This window comes from Bifidobacterium indicum, assembly GCF_036987015.1.
Classification (GTDB): Bacteria; Actinomycetota; Actinomycetes; order Actinomycetales; family Bifidobacteriaceae; genus Bombiscardovia; species Bombiscardovia indica.
Genome location: NZ_BTXM01000001.1, coordinates 1,110,056 through 1,127,029, shown reverse-complemented (window position 1 = coordinate 1,127,029; position 16,974 = coordinate 1,110,056). Strand labels below are relative to the sequence as shown.

At 61.0% G+C, this 16,974-nt stretch carries 14 protein-coding genes and 1 tRNA gene; 10 read left to right on the top strand and 5 right to left on the bottom strand.

The features are described 5' to 3' along the window. Nucleotides 1–47: 47 nt before the first annotated feature. On the bottom strand, nucleotides 48–2,213 hold the full coding sequence (locus AACP59_RS04900) for a DUF4037 domain-containing protein (protein WP_339351124.1): 2,166 nt from the start codon (nucleotides 2,211–2,213) through the stop codon (nucleotides 48–50). A gap of 227 nt (nucleotides 2,214–2,440) precedes the next feature. Between AACP59_RS04900 and AACP59_RS04895 the strand changes: the two genes are divergently transcribed. Together AACP59_RS04895 and AACP59_RS04890 are read left to right on the top strand one after the other, a co-directional pair. Beyond that, nucleotides 2,441–3,376: a zinc-binding dehydrogenase gene (locus tag AACP59_RS04895; RefSeq protein ID WP_297316769.1), complete on the top strand. Its 936-nt coding sequence runs from the start codon at nucleotides 2,441–2,443 to the stop codon at nucleotides 3,374–3,376. Between the two features lie 568 nt (nucleotides 3,377–3,944). Beyond that, on the top strand, nucleotides 3,945–4,841 hold the full coding sequence (locus AACP59_RS04890) for a ribokinase (protein WP_339350411.1): 897 nt from the start codon (nucleotides 3,945–3,947) through the stop codon (nucleotides 4,839–4,841). Nucleotides 4,842–4,933: 92 nt separating this feature from the next. Here the strand turns inward: AACP59_RS04890 and AACP59_RS04885 are convergent. Then, a tRNA-Pro gene (locus AACP59_RS04885) sits at nucleotides 4,934–5,007 on the bottom strand. Nucleotides 5,008–5,174: 167 nt separating this feature from the next. Here AACP59_RS04885 and lysS point away from each other — a divergent pair. The 3 genes from lysS (at nucleotide 5,175) to AACP59_RS04870 (ending at nucleotide 8,720) form a co-directional block, all read left to right on the top strand. Continuing rightward, nucleotides 5,175–6,773, top strand: a complete 1,599-nt coding sequence (lysS, locus tag AACP59_RS04880) for a lysine--tRNA ligase (RefSeq protein WP_370465986.1) — start codon at nucleotides 5,175–5,177, stop codon at nucleotides 6,771–6,773. Nucleotides 6,774–6,845: 72 nt separating this feature from the next. Beyond that, on the top strand, nucleotides 6,846–7,829 hold the full coding sequence (gene menA, locus AACP59_RS04875) for a 1,4-dihydroxy-2-naphthoate octaprenyltransferase (protein WP_339350141.1): 984 nt from the start codon (nucleotides 6,846–6,848) through the stop codon (nucleotides 7,827–7,829). A gap of 150 nt (nucleotides 7,830–7,979) precedes the next feature. Continuing rightward, entirely contained in the window at nucleotides 7,980–8,720 is a 741-nt protein-coding gene (locus tag AACP59_RS04870; protein ID WP_297317401.1) for a phosphoglyceromutase, read from the top strand. A gap of 169 nt (nucleotides 8,721–8,889) precedes the next feature. Here AACP59_RS04870 and phoU read toward each other — a convergent pair whose 3' ends face one another. Next, nucleotides 8,890–9,567 (bottom strand): phosphate signaling complex protein PhoU, encoded by a 678-nt coding sequence (phoU, locus tag AACP59_RS04865; protein ID WP_339350140.1) that lies wholly within the window; start codon nucleotides 9,565–9,567, stop codon nucleotides 8,890–8,892. A gap of 204 nt (nucleotides 9,568–9,771) precedes the next feature. On the opposite strand from phoU, the gene AACP59_RS04860 reads away from it, so the two are divergent. Next, the gene (locus tag AACP59_RS04860; RefSeq protein ID WP_339350139.1) at nucleotides 9,772–11,082 is read left to right on the top strand and encodes a sensor histidine kinase; all 1,311 of its coding nucleotides are present in this window, start codon (nucleotides 9,772–9,774) and stop codon (nucleotides 11,080–11,082) included. On the opposite strand, the gene AACP59_RS04855 is transcribed toward AACP59_RS04860, so the two are convergent. After that, on the bottom strand, nucleotides 11,048–11,302 hold the full coding sequence (locus tag AACP59_RS04855) for a DUF2530 domain-containing protein (RefSeq protein WP_297317291.1): 255 nt from the start codon (nucleotides 11,300–11,302) through the stop codon (nucleotides 11,048–11,050). The genes AACP59_RS04860 and AACP59_RS04855 overlap by 35 nt on opposite strands. Before the next feature lie 157 nt (nucleotides 11,303–11,459). Here AACP59_RS04855 and manA point away from each other — a divergent pair, with 157 nt between their 5' ends. The 4 genes from manA to AACP59_RS04835 all read left to right on the top strand — a co-directional run bounded on the left by manA (nucleotide 11,460) and on the right by AACP59_RS04835 (nucleotide 16,267). Then, entirely contained in the window at nucleotides 11,460–12,863 is a 1,404-nt protein-coding gene (gene manA, locus AACP59_RS04850) for a mannose-6-phosphate isomerase, class I (RefSeq protein ID WP_339350138.1), read from the top strand. Between the two features lie 289 nt (nucleotides 12,864–13,152). Further along, nucleotides 13,153–14,055, top strand: coding sequence for a CHAP domain-containing protein (locus AACP59_RS04845; RefSeq protein WP_339350137.1), 903 nt, complete (start codon nucleotides 13,153–13,155; stop codon nucleotides 14,053–14,055). A 306-nt stretch (nucleotides 14,056–14,361) separates the two neighbouring features. Next, nucleotides 14,362–14,922 (top strand): C40 family peptidase, encoded by a 561-nt coding sequence (locus tag AACP59_RS04840; protein ID WP_339350136.1) that lies wholly within the window; start codon nucleotides 14,362–14,364, stop codon nucleotides 14,920–14,922. 289 nt (nucleotides 14,923–15,211) lie between these two features. Next, entirely contained in the window at nucleotides 15,212–16,267 is a 1,056-nt protein-coding gene (locus AACP59_RS04835; RefSeq protein ID WP_339350134.1) for a universal stress protein, read from the top strand. Nucleotides 16,268–16,438: 171 nt separating this feature from the next. Here the strand turns inward: AACP59_RS04835 and AACP59_RS04830 are convergent, their stop codons facing one another. After that, the gene (locus AACP59_RS04830) at nucleotides 16,439–16,852 is read right to left on the bottom strand and encodes an OsmC family protein (RefSeq protein WP_297317286.1); all 414 of its coding nucleotides are present in this window, start codon (nucleotides 16,850–16,852) and stop codon (nucleotides 16,439–16,441) included. Between the last annotated feature and the right edge of the window lie 122 nt (nucleotides 16,853–16,974).

The following is a 16,974-nucleotide window of genomic DNA, read 5'->3' as shown; positions in this document are numbered from 1 at the left end:
TTTCCTTTCCTGGTCCCCATTCTGTTCCGTTCATTTGCGCAGCCTGCTCAGATACTGTGCAGGGTCGGGTCGTCGCTGTGGATGTGTGCCTCGATATAGGGACGTTGCCATTCCAGGAAGGTCTCCCGGCTGTTGGTCAGCCCCTCGGTCCGTAGCTCCTGGACGATTTGTGCGCAGATGCGTTCAACCTGCTCCTGGATCTGCTTGGCGGCAGGACCGGAGCCCTTTCCACCCTCACCGAATCCGGCACCCCCATAGCAGGCGGCCGAGGAGAGTCTGAGGATGTCCTCCAGTTCCTGGGTCACCTCGCCCAGTCGGGCGGCAATCAGCCTGCTCAGCCTGCGCAGGGCCGCGAACTTCCACTTGTAGTAGGGCAGGTATCCGACGGTCAGGGGGTTGTTGACCAGGAAGACCAGTGAGGCCGTTGCCTGGACGAATTCGTTGATGGAGAGCATCGCGGCCGCCCCGTCCCCTCGTTCCAGGGACCTGGGCAGGTTGTACTGACCGGCCTGGGAGATCATGCCCAGGCGGCGGGAGATCAGGCTGAACCGCACGTCATCCGGCATGGCTTTGAAGCCTTGCCGGGTGGAGAGCATCTGGCCCAGGGGGTCGGCGAAGATCTTCCCGTTGGTGGCTGCAGCCAGGGTGGGCTCGTCCAGGAGGAGCCACTCATGGGGGTGGTCCTCGGGAGGAGCCTGCCTGTACCCGGTCAGGGACTCGAAGAAATCGCCGATCCCAAAGACCCCGACCCGTCTGTTGGCACCCTTGGCCCGCACGCTGTCGGTACGGGGGTGGAAGCCCATGAAATACTGGGGGAGGGCCTGGTAGTCGGCCTCGAGATTCTTGCCGATGGCCAGGTAGTCCTCATCGGTCAGCCATATGCAGAACCCGGGCCCGAAGTCGTGGTCCCTGGAGACCGCGTCGTCAAAACCGTAACAGTCCGAGCCGTGCCCCATCAGACCCACAGCCATGCGGCCCAGGTATCGGGGATACTTCTTCTGGACCATGGGTTTACCGACCTGCTCCCAGTAAGCCTTGGCCAGGTCCAGTCCGCTGATGTCGGGTGTGGTGGAAGTCTGCCGTGCCGATGCATCATGTCCGGCGCTGTATTCATTGCCTGCGCTCGAGCCGGCTCCTGTTCCTGTTTCCGGGGCGGAGCCGGTGTTGGAATTCCGGTTGTTCCTTGACGCTTGACCGGGGATCCGATTGCCCTGGGTGGGAACCCGGGCCTCCGGTGCGTCCGGATCCTGCCCGGCCTCCTTGGCGGCCTGCTCCGCCTGGTCAAGGTTCTGGCTGGTGATGGCATAGTAGTCGCTGCCCTTGCCGTACCTGGCATCGATGATCGCCAGCGATTGACGGTAGGCCCGCACGGCCTGGTCGAACCGCCCGGCGAAGAACCTGACCTGGGCGTACCCGGCCAGGGCCGAGGCGAAATGGGCACTCTGCTCCAGGTGACCCCGTTCGTAGATGTCCAGGGCCCTGCTGGCCTGATCGGTGGCATCCTGAACAATCTCGTCCTGATTGGTCTCGTGCTTGCCGTCCGCGCTTTCCTGGAGGAGCAGAAGGGCCAGGTTGGTGCTGGTCGAGGCCAGATCCAGGTCGGTCGAGGGATCGGGGCTGGAGTCTTTCAGGATGGTCATGGCCTGGCGCAGCTCCTGCTCGGCCTGGTCGAGCCTTTCGGTCTCGCTGTAGAGCATGGAGAGGTTGTTGTGGAGGGCGGCCAGTCGCCTGTCGCCGGGCTTCAGGGTCTTCTGTGCCGAGGCCAGGGCCTGTCGGTATAGGTCCTCGGCCTGGTCATACTGCTTGGCGGCGCGCAGACCGGTGGCCGCATTGATCAGGGTGGTGGTCCAGGCCTCGGTGCCCTCGATCTGCATCCGGGCGGACAATTCGATGGCCCGTTGGATGATCCACATGTTGTCCTTGTGCCGTCCCTGGGAACGGTAGAAGCCCATGGTCTCGTTGAGCACGGTCAGGAGACCGGCGTCGTCGCCGGCGTTCTCGGCATCCACCAGGGCCTGCTGGAGGTAAGGTTCGGCCTCATCCCGCGCCTTGCCGGCCTGGAAGATGGCATCCAGCCCATCCAGGAAGGCCTGGCTGTCAAAGCTCCCGCCGGGCCTTAATAAGGCGGGGCCTGGCTCTGAGGGCACGTCGGCTTGCCCATTCGGCTGGGAAACCTGCGGTTGTGCGCCCTCTGACGGTTCTTCTTCCTTCATGCAGCTCCCTTGCCTCGCCATGTCTGTATCCGATTGTGGAGAACGACATGGGTTCGTTCCGGTTCCGTATCGAATGTACCCGATTCTACCGTGGGGACCTTGAGATTGGATGGTGGTGTATTTCACACGAACCCCCGGTCTGCCCCGGCTGATCGGTCAGTACAGAGGGATAGGTTGAAACTGCAGTCGAATTGAAAACTGAAAGATGGTGGAATATGCAAGGATGGATGTTTACCAAGACCGATGAGCCTCTGAAGTGGCAGGATCTGCCCGATCCCGTCCCGGCTGAGGACGAGGTGGTCATTGAAGTGAAGGCTGCAGGTCTCTGCCGAACCGATGTGGGTATCATGCATGATCCCGCATGGATGCCGCTGGTGTCGGCACCGGTGATCCTGGGGCATGAGAATGCAGGCATCATCAAGACCCTGGGTTCCGGGGTTACCGGATTCAAGGTGGGTGACCGCGTGGGGGTGGCCCCGCAGGACAAGGTCACCGGCAAGACCGTTGGGGCACAGCGCAACGGGGGATATGCAGATCTTATGGCCGTCCCCGCCCGTGAGTTGATCCCCCTCCCGGATGAGGTCTCCTTTGAGCAGGGCGCCGCTGCGACCGACGCGGGTATGTCCTCCTACCATCCGCTCTTCGTGGTCGGCGGTGCAAGGAAGGGCATGACAGTAGGCATCATCGGTGCGGGTGGGCTCGGACAGTTCGCGGTCAACATGGCCCTGATCGAGGGGTGCCACGTCTGTGTGGCCGATACCAGCCCCAAGGCTCGTGAGTGGGCCGGCGATCTCGGCGTACGGGACGTTCATGAGCAGGTGCTGGACCTGAAGGATGACGAGCCGGATCTGGTTGTCGATTTTGCCGGTTTCGGCACAACGACCAATGATGCCATCTCGGTCGTGCGTCCCGGAGGCATGGTGGTCCTGGTCGGCATGGGGCGGCTACAGGCCACCATCGATACACGACCGCTGATCACGAGAAACGTGACCCTGCGCGGCAACAACGGCGGGACTCCGGACGATATAGCCCAGGTCTACCGGTACTTCCAAACCGGGAAGATGAAGCCTTCGCTGGTGGAGACGACCTTTGCCGATATTCCCGAAGGTCTGGAGACCTTGCGCAAGGGTGGTGTGACCGGCCGCATGATAGCCCTCAGGTAGGTAATCGAATCATATCGGTGACATCGACCTGACGGTTGTGAAGAAGGCGGACCCATCAATGGACGGGTCCGCCTTCTTGTATTGAGGGGCGTCGATGCTGATGTGGGGATTATTGGCGAACAGTGTACAGTAATCGATTACGCACACATCGATTCTGGTGGCACAGGGGCGACAGGTGGTTTCCAAGTCAGTTGACCCCTTCTGCCTGGATAATCCTTGTAAAATGGAGGTTTTGAGAATCCAGGAACCATATTTCTTTCCAATCCTGAATGCGTACGCAGGGAGCAACCCGATTTATCGGTGGAACCAGCGCCATCTTCCGAAAGGGACACAGTCTGGCTGAGAACGTCAAGGCAACCAGAGATCTGATTGAGAAGACACAGGAAGCCTAAACACAGGGATTGCCGATGATGACGGCCGGGTCCTGCAATTAAGGCTCGTCTTCTTTGGTCCCAGGACTATTTCTCGGCTTACATACCCATTATCACAATCGTGCTTTACAGCCGAACGGCTTGAGCGCGGGGCGAAGCCATACATTTTTACCTAATTCCAAGGAGATAATTATGCAATTCGATCTTGTCGTACTGGGAAGCACCAATCCAGATGTCAAAGCACTCATCACCACCTACCCCAAGCGCGGGATACCGCTACGGCAAAGAGCATCACCATGCTACCGGGAGGCAAGGGGTCGAATCAGGCGGTCGCCGCTGCAAAACTTGGTGGTAAGGTCGCCATGCTTGGTGCAGTGGGTGAGGACGGTGCCGGAAAACAGATGTTGGACAACCTCAAGGAATGGGATGTGGACACCAGATTCGTCATGCGTAATCCAGATGAGGGGACAGGGACTTTCGTCGTCCAGGTCGATCAGACCTCTGAAAATACCATGGTCGGAACCTTGGGAGCCAACGACACCATCAAGGGGACCGAGGTTACCCAGGCCCTGGATGGAGTTGAAGCTCCCGTCTTATTGCTTCAGCTGGAAACTAGCAGGGAATCGGTATTGGCTGCATTGCAGGCAGGGAAACAACAGGGAATGTACATCATTCTGGATCCCGCTCCTGCCGACGGTTTCTTCAAGGAATCGCTCGCTTATGCCGACTGCGTGACCCCCAACCAGCAGGAGACCGAACGTATCACCGGCATCCATGTCACCAACAAGGTCGAGGCCGTCGAAGCGGCCAAGGCCATTGCTGCAATGGGGCCTGATACCGTGATCGTCAAGCTGGGTGCTGAAGGGAGTGTGGTCCTGCACGAAAGTGAAATCTATGAGATTGATTCGGTCAAGGTGCATGCGCTGGATAGTGTCTGTGCCGGTGATGTATTCGCGGGTGCCTTGGCTGTTTCCTATGCTCAGCACGGTGATTTCCTGAAAGCGGTGAATTTCGCCAATAAAGCGGCTGCCATCAAGGTCAGTAGGATCGGCAACCACCAAGCCTTTCCAACCCTTGTCGATATGAATAGGTGATTGGATTTTGCCGTGTTGTTGCATGGCTGATACGCGCGAGTAAAGGAAAAGGGGGACAGGGCCGATATGCCCGTCCCCCTCTCTTATGTCCGTCGGGGTAGGGGGATTTGAACCCCCGGCCTCTTCGTCCCGAACGAAGCGCGCTACCAAGCTGCGCTATACCCCGTGACAAGTCTTTGATTTTACACGGTGGGGTGGTACAAGACCATTCGGCGTGGCGGTAGGCCCCTGTTGCAGGGGTCGTGTATCGGCTTTTGCGTACACTGGTAAATTATGAGTGAGACTAGCGATACCACGGAGCATCTTCAAGGTCAGGAACCCGGTGACGAGGGCATGAACACCATCCAGCGGGCCCAGATGCTGCTGGACCAGGATGATGCCATTACGGCCCGGGTCGATGCAGGAGCCAGCCCCGAGGAGGCCATCGATCCCAGCAATAAGGAGTTCGGCCCCCTGGCGCATCCCGAACAGGTGCAGATTCGCGTGGCCAAGCGGGCCCAGATGCTCAAGGAGGGCATCGAGCCCTACCCGGTCCACCTGGATGTGACCGAGACCATCAATCAGGTGCGCGACCGGTATGAGGGCAAGCTTGAGCCCGGCCAGGAGACCGAGGACGTGGTTGGTATCGCCGGTCGTGTCCTCTTCCTGCGCAATGGTGGCGGCCTGTGCTTCGTCCAGCTCGCTTCGGGCGATGGCACTCGCATCCAAGGCATGGTCTCCAAGCGGGAGATCGGGGCGGACTCCCTCAAGCGGTTCAAGCAGCTGGTCGATCTGGGCGACCACCTTTACCTGCGCGGCAGGGTGGTGGCCTCCAAGACCGGTGAACTCTCCGTCTTCGCCACCGAATGGAACATCGCCGCCAAGGCCCTGCAGCCCCTGCCCGCCCTCCACAAGGACCTGACCGAGGAGCAGCGCACTCGCAAACCATACCTGGCCATGATCGCCGATGACAAGGTACGGTCCATGGTCCGCCACCGTTCGGCCGCCGTCTCCTCCCTGCGTCGCACCTTCGAGAGCCACGATTTCATGGAGGTCGAGACCCCCATGCTCCAGACCGTCCATGGTGGAGCGGCGGCGCGCCCCTTCACCACCCATATGAACGCCTTCGACATCGATCTCTTCCTGCGCATCGCCCCCGAGCTCTTCCTGAAGCGTTGCCTGGTGGGGGGCATCGAGCGGGTCTTCGAAATCAACCGCGACTTCCGCAACGAGGGTGTCGACGGGACCCATGCCCCGGAGTTCACCATGCTGGAGGCCTACCAGGCCTACGGTACCTATGACACCATCGGCGACCTGACCAAGGAGCTGATCCAGCACGCCGCCCAGGATGCCTTCGGGTCCCTGGAGGTCACCCTGCTGGACGGGCAGAAGTACGACTTCGGCGGGGAGTGGAAGCGGATCAGCATGTATGGCTCCCTGTCCGAGTCCCTGGGTGAGGAAATCACCCCGGAGACCAGCAAGGAGCACCTGCGGGCCATCGCCGACAAGCTCGGCCTGGAGGAGGAACCGGCAGAGAACCACGGCAAGCTGGTGGAGCACCTCTGGGAGCACTTCTGGCAGGACAAACTCTACGAGCCCACCTTCGTGCGGGACTTCCCGGTCGAGACCTCGCCCCTGGTCAAGGCCCACCGGACCAAGAAGGGCGTCGTGGAGAAGTGGGACCTCTACGTGCGCGGGTTCGAGCTGGCGACCGGGTACTCCGAATTGAACGATCCGGTTGTCCAACGGCAGCGGTTCGTGGAACAGGCCAAGATGGCCAGTCAGGGCGACGTGGAGGCCATGGACATCGACGAGGACTTCCTGGAGGCCCTGGGCGTGGGCATGCCGCCTGCCGGAGGCATGGGCATGGGCATCGACCGTCTTCTGATCGCCCTGACCGGCGCCTCCATCCGTGAGACCATCACCTTCCCATTGGTCAAGCCCCTGGGCTGATTGAGCCGACCGTGGTGTCGGCGGTCCATCCTGGCCGGGTTGTGGTCAATGTCAAGGCATGAGGGAGTTGAGATGGATACGAAACTGTGGATCAATGGTATGCGGCCCAAAACCCTCCCTGCCTCGGTGGCTCCGGTCTGTGTGGGAACGGCTGCTGCCCTGGTGGTGCGGGCCCGTCTCCAGGACCAGTGCAACAGCGGCTGTTCGGCCACCCCGCCCGATCCCAACCTGGTCCAGGCCACCCCGGGCAGGATCATTGCGGTCTTCATCCTTCTGGTACTCCTGGCCCTGTCCATGCAGATAGCAGCCAACTTCGCCAACGACTACTCCGACGGCATCCGCGGCACCGACGAGAAGCGTGGTGAGGCCGAGGCCGTCTCCGGCAAACCCCAGCGCCTGGTGGCCGCAGGTGTGGCCCCTCGAAAGGTCCTCCAGGCCACCATGGTCGCGGCTGGCCTTACCTGCATCATGGGCCTGGCCGTCATGGCCATCACCGGACACTGGTGGATGATCCTGGTGGGCATCTGCTGCCTGGCCGCCGGTTGGTTCTACGTCGGCGGCCAGCACCCTTACGGATATCACGGCCTGGGTGAACTCAGCGTTTTCATCTTCTTCGGCCTGGTGGCCACCCTGGGCACCGAGTACTTCCTCATCGGCTCGGTGGATCTGACCGGAGTTCTGGCCGCCTGCGTCTGCGGCTTGAATTCCGTTGGCCTGCTTATGCTCAACAACTACCGCGACATCGACTCGGACCGGAAGTCGGGCAAGCATACCTACGCCGTCCTGGTGGGAGACAAGGCCGCCCGCATCTCCATCTACCTGGTCTATGCAATCAGTGTTCTGATCTCCCTGGGACGGTTCGTTACGGTCTTCTGGACCTTCGGATCTGTCGCCATCCCGGCCGTCATCATCGTCATCCCCATCGCCGCCTTCCTCCTGCTTATATGTATAAGGTTCGCCCAGGGGAACCAGCCCAAGGCCTTTGTCCTGGCCGGCCAGGGAACCCTGATATCGGCCCTTTGCTGGACGATCGGTCTTCTCTTGGAACTGGTCTAGCCCCAAGGTGCCACAGGGGTGGTGGTCGGCTTGGCCCCCTCCTGATGGCCTCTGCGGGATCGGCGTCCTCCCAGCCTCAGGGAGGGGGATGGGCTTGGGCAGGGTCGGGTAGGGTTCGGGGAGTCCCTCTCAGGTCTTAGACTGCTGTATATGACGTACAAACTAGTATTGCTCCGGCATGGCCAGAGCGCATGGAATAACACCAATCAGTTCACCGGCTGGGTGGACGTCCCGCTGACCGAGCAGGGCGAGGAGGAAGCCAAGAAGGGTGGCAAGCTCCTCAAGGACAAGGGCGTGCTGCCCGATATCGTCTTCACCTCCCTCCTGCGTCGTGCCATCAACACCGCCAACATCGCCCTTGATGAGGCCGACCGTCTCTGGATTCCCGTCAAGCGTGACTGGAGGCTGAACGAGCGCCATTATGGTGCCCTGCAAGGCAAGAACAAGAGCGAGATCCGCGAAGAGTACGGCGACGAGAAGTTCATGCTCTGGCGCCGTTCCTATGCCACCCCGCCGCCCGAGATCGACCCTGATGACCAGTACTCACAGACCCATGATCCCCGTTATGCGGGCGATCCGGTACCCCGTGCCGAGGCCCTGGCCAACGTGGTCAAGCGCGTGACCCCCTACTGGGAGAGCGACATCATTCCCGAGCTCAAGACCGGCAAGACGGTATTGATCGCCGCCCACGGCAACTCCCTGCGTGCCATCGTCAAGATGCTTGACGACCTGACCGAGGAGGAGATCGCCAAGGTCAACATCCCGACGGCCATCCCCCTGCTCTACGAGCTGGACGAGAACTTCAAGCCCATCAAGCCCCGTGGCGAGTACCTGGACCCGGAGGCAGCCGCCGCCGGTGCCGCCGCCGTCGCCGCCCAGGGCCAGAAGTGAGCCCTGACCGGTGATTCGTACCGGTCGATGACTCATTGATGTTTGCAATCAAGGTGGTGCCGTCCCTCTGGTGAGGGGCGGCACCACCTTTTCATATGCCGGCTGGCCACTTGTACATCGGCTCTTGTCGCGAAACAGGGGCCTCATGCCGGTACGCAACCACAGGAGGTCAGTCCAGATCGGCCTCCAGGTCCTTGGGGTCCTTGGAGGGGTCGAATCCCGAGACGATATAGACCACGCGACGGGCGGCCGAGACGCCATGGTCGCCCAGGCGCTCCATGAACCGGGCCACCAGGACCATGTCGATCAGCTGCTGCCTGGATCCCTTCCATTCGTCGGAAAGGGCGTAGTCGAAGGTCTTCTGATGGAGTTCGTCCATCTTGTCGTCGCTGATGATGATCTGCTCGGCGATGGTGGTGTCCCTGTCGGAGAGCATATCGACCAGGCGGTCGGCCAGGACGTCCAGGAAGTCCCGCATCTGCTGGAAGAGGGGAACGACCTCCTCGGGCAGGGTCGGCTCAGGGTAGGAGCGTCTGGCCGTTTCGGCGATGTGCCGGGCCAGGTCGCCCATGCGCTCAAAGGTGGCGGAAAGGCTCAGGGTGGAGACCACCACGCGCAGGTCGGTCGCCACCGGGCTTTGCTTGGCCAGGAGCCTGATGCACTGATCGATGATGCTGGCCTGGAGGTGGTCGATGCCCGTATCGCCGTCAATGACCTCCTGGGCAGTCTCCACATCGCATTCAAGCATGGAACGGCCGGCCTTCTTGATGGCGTCGCGGACGCTCATGGCCATCCTGTCGAGGTCGTCGGCCACCAGTCCAAGTTCCTCGTTGAAGATCACGCGCATGTCTTTCCCTTTCGGCCTCGGTCAACGATATGGTCACCAGTCTATGCGACCGGGGCGGCAAGAAAAAGTCCGACGCGGGGATGCCCGGCAGGTGTGCGGGGGAGGGGCTGCTGATATGCAAGAATGGTGCCGGAACCGTCAACGGCACCTGGTTCAGGTCACGGCGCCGACCGTAGGCACCGGGAGACCGGAGGGAGTACATATATGGCAACGATCATGGCACATGTGCGCAGCTTCCTGAGCAACCGTGAGGATGATGGCGACCAGGAGGATGAGGAGGACCTTGATGACTCGGCCGAGGCCCTCCTCTCTTTGATTCCGGCGGCCAAGGTGGTGGTCAACGGGGATGATGAGGTGGTTCGTTCCAGTCCCGACGCCTACAGGCTGGGCATCGTCGGGAATGACGAAATCCGCGATCCGCGCATCATAGAGGCCATCAGGCAGGTCAGGCAGTCGGGAGGCCGTCGAAGCCTGAGTATGACCACCCAAACCCCCACCGAATTCGCCATAGACACCGCAGTTTCAGCTGGCTCCCCCCAGGATGGCCGAACCTCCCAGGCTGATGATGAGCCGGATGAAAACGAGCCGCAGGAGGTGGCAGGGTCGGATCAGTCGGAAGACGGGGAGGGGACACCCATCCGCGCCCGGTCGGTCTCGAGGACCAACTGGCTGAAGGTCATCCTGGGCAGGATCAGTGACTCCCTGGTCGTGGTCCTCATCGATGATGTGAGTGAGTCCGTCAGGTTCGTCCAGACCAGGGATGCCTTCATGACCAACGTCTCCCGGCAGATGCTCAAGCCGGTACAGGCCCTGGAGGAACTGGCCGCCCAGCTCAAGACCACCTCCGATCTGGATGGGGATGACCCCGACCTGCTCCGTAGCCACCTGCGCAGCGTCTCCAAGGATGCGTCCTCCGTCCAACGTTACAGTGCCTATCTGGGGCACGTACTCAAGGACCTCTTGCTGCTGATCCGGGCCCAGGAACAGACAAAACCCAGCAGGGAGAATACACTGGACGTGGCCGGGGAGGTCAAAGCGGTGGTCCAGGACGAGCAGGCCGGTGCCGACCAGGCCGACGTGAGGCTGCTGTGGCGGTGCGACCGGCCCCTGACCATTCACGGTGACGGTAAGCAGATCAGGGTGGCCCTGGCCAAGCTGGTCGAGAACGCCATTTCCTATTCGCCGGAGGGATCGACCGTTTCCATGGTGGCCCAGCCATCCAAGGACGGACGCTTTGCCGTCATCCGGGTCATCGACCGGGGCAAGGGCATCGACAAGACCGACCAGGGCCGGATATTCGAACGGTTCTACCGGGCCGACAACCAGAACGAGCAGACGGCCATCGGAATAGGGCTGGGCCTGGCAATCGTCAAGCATGTGGCCCTCACCCATCATGGCTCCGTAACGGTCTGGAGTGCACCGGGCCAGGGAAGCACCTTCAGTCTGATCCTCCCGCTGGCAGGCGGGGACGGCGGGGATTCTACTCGGCCAGCCGCCGATAATCCCAACGATTGAAGTGTTCCCAGATAATCAGAAGGATACCGACTCCCACCCCGGCCAGGCATACGATCAAGGGCTTGGTGGTCTCGAATCCAGCCAGTTTCAGGATGGCCATGATTATCAGGAACACGATCCACGCAGCTGTTCCGAAGAGGAAGATCTTGCGCAGGTCAACCTGCACGGGCTTGGGCGAGGGCCTGCGCGCGCACGGATCGAAAATCGGAGCCAGCTTCATATGACCCACTGTATCCGATTCTGCGACATCAGCCCATATGGGTAACACCCGTCGGTGTCAATCTTGCCCCGAAACGGGGTCCTGTCATATCATGACGGCATTGGCGGGAGCATCATGCCCCTGCACCGGGCGATGACTTCTTCAGAAAGGGGCTTGTGTGTTTCCGATCCGAGCCGTGGAGAAGCACTATGCCTGGGGATCCTATGACCGCCTGCAGAACATGTTTCACCTGGGCCCGGTGGACGGTGATCATTTGGAACCCCTGGCCGAGATGTGGTTCAGCGGCCACGCGGAATCCCCCTCACCGCTGACCCTGTCCGACGGGGTCGAGGTTCCCCTGACCGATGCCATTCGGCGTGACCCCATGACCATGCTGGGTGAGCATGACTCGCAGCTGTTCGGGCCCATCCTGCCCTACCTCTTCAAGGTCATCTCGGCCCGCATTCCCCTCTCGCTTCAGGTCCATCCTCTGGATTTTGAGGCCAGGGCAGGATTCAACCGGGAGAACGCCGCCGGCATACCCAAGGAGGCCCCGGAGCGTTCCTTCAAGGACACCCTGGCCAAGAACGAGATGGTGGTGGCCCTGGAACCCTTTACAGCCTCGGTCGGTTTCGCCCCGGTGCCCTTCCAGCTGACCCTCCTACGGGCGGTCGACCACCCCCTGGCCGGCCTGATGGCCGAGGCCCTGACCGCGCGGACCTTCCACATGGGTGTTCCGCCGGCACAGTTCGCCCAGGCCGATGCCATGATGCCCGTCTCCTCCTTGATATGGCCGGATTCCAGACGGAGGGTCTTTCGTGCCTTCCATGCCGCCGTTACCGCCCCCAAGGTCTCACCCGATACGCTCGGACCGGCCCTGGAGGCAGCCAGTCAGAAGGTCAGGGGACGAAAGGCCCGGGCGGCCATGGACAACGCCCTCCAGGCCATCCATGCCTTCCCTGGCGACCCGTCGGTCCTGTGTCTGTTGATGCTCAATCCGGTCTGCCTTGAGGAGGGGGAGTCCGTCTTCATTCCGGCGGGCACCCCCCATGCCTACATCCATGGCACGGCGGCCGAGATCATGACCAACTCCGACAATGTCCTGAGGGCGGGCATGACCCCCAAGCATCGTGACATTCCCAACCTGCTGCGCAGTCTGGATTGCCAACCCAACGCCACCATCGACCCATCCAGCTCGATGATCGCCACCCTGATCATGCACAACATGGTGACCTACCGGCCCAAGATCAACGAGTACATGCTGGTCTACGGCAACGTGTCCAAGGGCGGGGCGGCCTGGCCCCTCCTGACCAGGCTGAATCAGCGCTATGGAGACCTGATCGACAAGCTGGGGCCGCGTCGTCTCATGATCCCCCGCCGGGGGCCGCGCATCCTCCTCTGCACCGAGGGGGCCGTGCAGTGCTCGACCGAATACCAGTCCCTGACCCTGCGGCAGGGTCAGGCCGTCTTCATCCCCTCGGAGGACGGACGGGTCGAGATCACCATGGCCCGGCGATCTGGTATGAACCCAGAACCGGCCCAGGAGAACGGTTCCTTCCTCCTGGCCTCCACTCCCGTCTGACCAGGACCGCCGGTTCGCTGTAAGTGGACCAATGGACGACACACCGGCGCTGACACGCCGACAAAAGGTGTCCGTGTCACAGTGGACCCTGGCCGAACATGCGCCATATAACCCTAAAGGATCTGCGGTTGTCGAAGATGAACCAACGCGGATGCCGTGGTTGAGTACACCAGGGTGGACAAGCAATAACATTTGTCGAATGTTGTGGATTGGTTTAAGGTGTTCACTTGTGAAGGTTCGTGGAACGACACGAAAGCCGTGTTGGAACGCAAACAGGGGTGATTGATATATGAAGCATGCTGCGCATCGGGCTACGGCCAGGAAAGGCGCACGTATAGGCAGACTCGTGTCCCCTCCTTCAGCATCCGGATCACAGGTGGACACGGGTGTTGATGACGCCCTGGCCGCCAAACTTAACGAAGTGGCCCCTCCTACCCGTCGTTCCATCCGTCTGGCCGCCAAGGCCGAGGCACGCCGTGCCCACCTGGTGACCGGTTCGGCCCTGACCGTTCTGGTCGGTGCCGCAGCCTCCTCTCTGGTCATGTCACAGGCCAGGAATGATGCTTCAATCCCATTGGCAATCAGTACCGGGAATGCCGTTGTTTCCTCTGCGGGGTCCCTGGATTCCACCATGTATGGCCGCAATACGGTCTCCCGTTCCGAGGCCCGTCGGAATCTGTCGGACGTCTCCCAGACGAACGAGGGCTCCTGGCAGCTCGGTGATGAAGGACTCGATGCCGGACAGATGTCCAGGTCCCTGGCCAACAATCCGGCCGTCGCCAGGTTGATGGACGTGAACCAGGATGTGATTCCTTCGGGGTTCAATCCCAACCACGCCACCGGTGACAGTGGCAATGCCTATGAGTTCAGCCAGTGCACATGGTGGGCCTATACCCGCCGTCACCAACTGGGCCTGCCGGTGGGTTCCCACCTGGGCAACGGCAGGGATTGGGCCGCTTCGGCCAAGGCCCTGGGGTACTGGGTCGATGACACACCCCGCAACGTCGGTGATGTCATCGTCTTCCAGGCAGGCCAGGAGGGTTCCGACGCCTTCTACGGTCATGTGGCCATTGTTGAGAAGATCAACGCCGATGGGTCAATCGTCACCTCGGAGTGCGGTGCCGTCATGAACGGCAAGACTTATTCGCGCACCCTGACTAATGTTCATGCCTTGCAGTACATCCATTATTAGGATATCCGTCTTCTTCGGTGGTCTGCCCCGAGAATTCCCTGATGTCGGGTAGAGGGTTTTTCCTCCTTCCGGACCGGGTCTGGTTGTTCGTTTCGTCTCCCCTGTGGGTTTCCCGAATACGATCAACAATCACCGATTGTTGTGATAGGATTATAAGCGATGAAAAACATACAAAAAAGTGTGACTCTCCTCGCAACGGCCGCTTTGTGCGGCTCTTTGCTTGCGGGAATTCCGGCTGTAGCCAATGCCGCAGATAGCGCAGATTCCGCAGTTACCTCATCTCGCTCGTTTGCACCTCACAACAGGGTGAGGGCCAACCTCCTCGATGAGTCCACCTCGACCACGGTTGAGAAGGACTCAAATTGGGGTGGCATCGAGTCTCTGAGTGTTCCGACCACCAAGTCCCAGGCTGAAAAGGATGCCGAGGCCCGTCAGGCGGCTCAGGCGGCTCAGGCTGCGGAAGCGTCCAGGCGCCAGTCCGAGGCGGCCAGCCGGTCCAGCCAGCGCCTTGCCGTGCCGGTCAATGATGCTCCTGTGACTGGTACCGGTCAGGATGTGGTCAACTATGCCATGCAGTTTCAAGGCGTTCCTTATGTTTTTGGCGGTGAGAGCCCGAGCGGGTTCGATTGCTCCGGTTTCACCAAGTACGTTTTTGCGCATTTCGGTGTCGCCCTTCCCCATAGTGCGGATGCCCAGGCCGGTTTCGGTGTGCCGGTCAGCAATCCAGCACCTGGGGATCTGATGGTGGCTCCCGGGCATGTGGGCATCTACGTGGGCAATGGATTTATGATTCACGCTCCCGCCCCCGGTCAGACCGTCAAGGTCCAGGCTCCCTACCAGGCCTTCTCCTATCGTCGACTGGTCTGAGCGGCAATCCGGCTGGTTGAGAAAATCGACCTCGGGATTGGATTCTGAAGAGCGCCCGGTTTGGGGCGCTTTTCTTATATGTAATTCTGTGATTGGTCAATGACGGACAGACTCCCGCTTCTGGAAATGTGGAGGGTTGGTACCGCCGGGAATCAGGCGCCGGGGTAGGGGGGGGTATTCGGGCGTGTTCCCCGTCTCCCGACTTATCTATCGAACTCCGGTGGGCTATCCTGAAAGTAGGAGCGGTGTCAAGCTTGTTGCATCGCCACGAGTGCAAGGAGGTCGTCTGATGAGCAACGATAAGGCTGTTCTGGTAGGTGTCGACGGTTCGGATGCCAGTTACAAGGCTGCCTGGTGGGCTGCCAATTTCGCCAAGCATGCGGGGTTGACCCTGCAGATCGTGTGCGCTTACTCCCTTCCCAGCTATGCAGCGGTCTCATTTGATGCCACATACACCACCATGGGCGATGACGTGGCCGCCCACAACGATGCCCAGGAGATTCTGTCCAAGGCCAAGGCCATCGCAGATGATCAGGGTGTCAGCGCGGCCACGTTGATCGTCACGGGCGATCCCTCCTCCGTTTTCGTGGAGCTCAGCCGCAACTACAAGCTGATCGTCATCGGCAACCGCGGCAAGGGAGGACTGGCCGAGCGTCTGCTGGGCACCACCAGTTCCAGTCTGCCCGCATATGCTTACTGCCCCATCGTTGTCGTGCCCTACACCGATGACGACGGCAACCTGATGCACCTGAACAACCAGATCAGGCGTGTGGCCGTCGGTTCCGACGAGTCGAAGTGGGGTCTGAAGGCCCTGCAGATTGCCGCAGGCTTTGCGGACAGTTGGAACGCGGAACTCAATGTCATGTCGGCGGTTCCCAATATCTCAGGCCTCACCGGTACGGGTTCAGTCGAGGAGCGCAGTGTCATGGACTCCTACCTGGATGATCTCAACACCCGTATCGCCCCCCTGTTGAAGACCTATCCCGGCCTGCGGGTGACCAAGAGTGTGGTGCCGGGTTCGGCCGTCGAGGCCCTGACCCAGGCCAGCAAGACCCATGACGTGGTCGTTGTAGGATCCCGTGGCCGTGGCGGCTTCACCGGTCTCCTGTTGGGATCGACCAGTCAGGGTCTTCTTCAGCACGCTGTCAGCCCCGTATACGTGGTTCCCCGCAAGTATGTGGAAGCCGAAGAGTCCGGGCTCAAGGCGGCCGCGGAGGGCGGTCTGGTGGTCGAAACCAAGGATATCGACCAGATCACCGGCGTGGAGCAGGTTTCCGTCGACACGGCCGAGCCCGAGCAGCTGGCCGATATCGAATCCAAGATTGATCCGGAACGCCAGAAGTAGTGGTCCGGCTGAAGTCCCAGCTCGGCTCCGGGCCGGGTCGGGGGTTCATTGACTGGTTCCGGGGCATACCAATCCTGATGGATGTGAGATGACCCCCCTGGGCACGAATCATACCCAGGGGGGTCATCTCGCATGTATGGTGGTCGCCGCTCGGAGCATCGACCGCTGGTGTCAGTGGCGAACCTTGACGGCCAGCCTGACCGGTGTCTCATGCTCATAGGTATGCTCAACCGTGCAGGCCTTGGCGATGTGTCGGCGAATCCGCTCCTCGAGCTTGTCGGCCTCCTCCTGGCTCAGGTGGGCATCGGTGGCGTCCACGTCCACATGCTCGGTAAAGCTCAGGTAGGCGTCATCCTCCGGGTCATAGGTGCCGTCGACGACGATCTTGGCCCCCTTGCCCTCGCCCAGGGTGTTCTCGACCGCAAACTGGCTGGACAGGGCACCGCAGGCTGCCAGGGCGATCTTCATCAGGTCACCGGGATTGAACTGTCCCTTGCCCTTGCCGAACTTGATATGGGCGCCTTCATCCGAAAAAGCGTCCCAGGAACCATCCTTGTTGCGTTCCACCCACAGTCTCTTGCCCATGTTTCCTCCTTGATCAGGCACCCCGGGAGGGATGCGTTGCGCCGCCGACACCTGGCCGGCGTGCCCTATCCTTCAATCTAACCTTAATCGGCTGTTTTGTCCTCTTGCGCTATGTCCCCGGC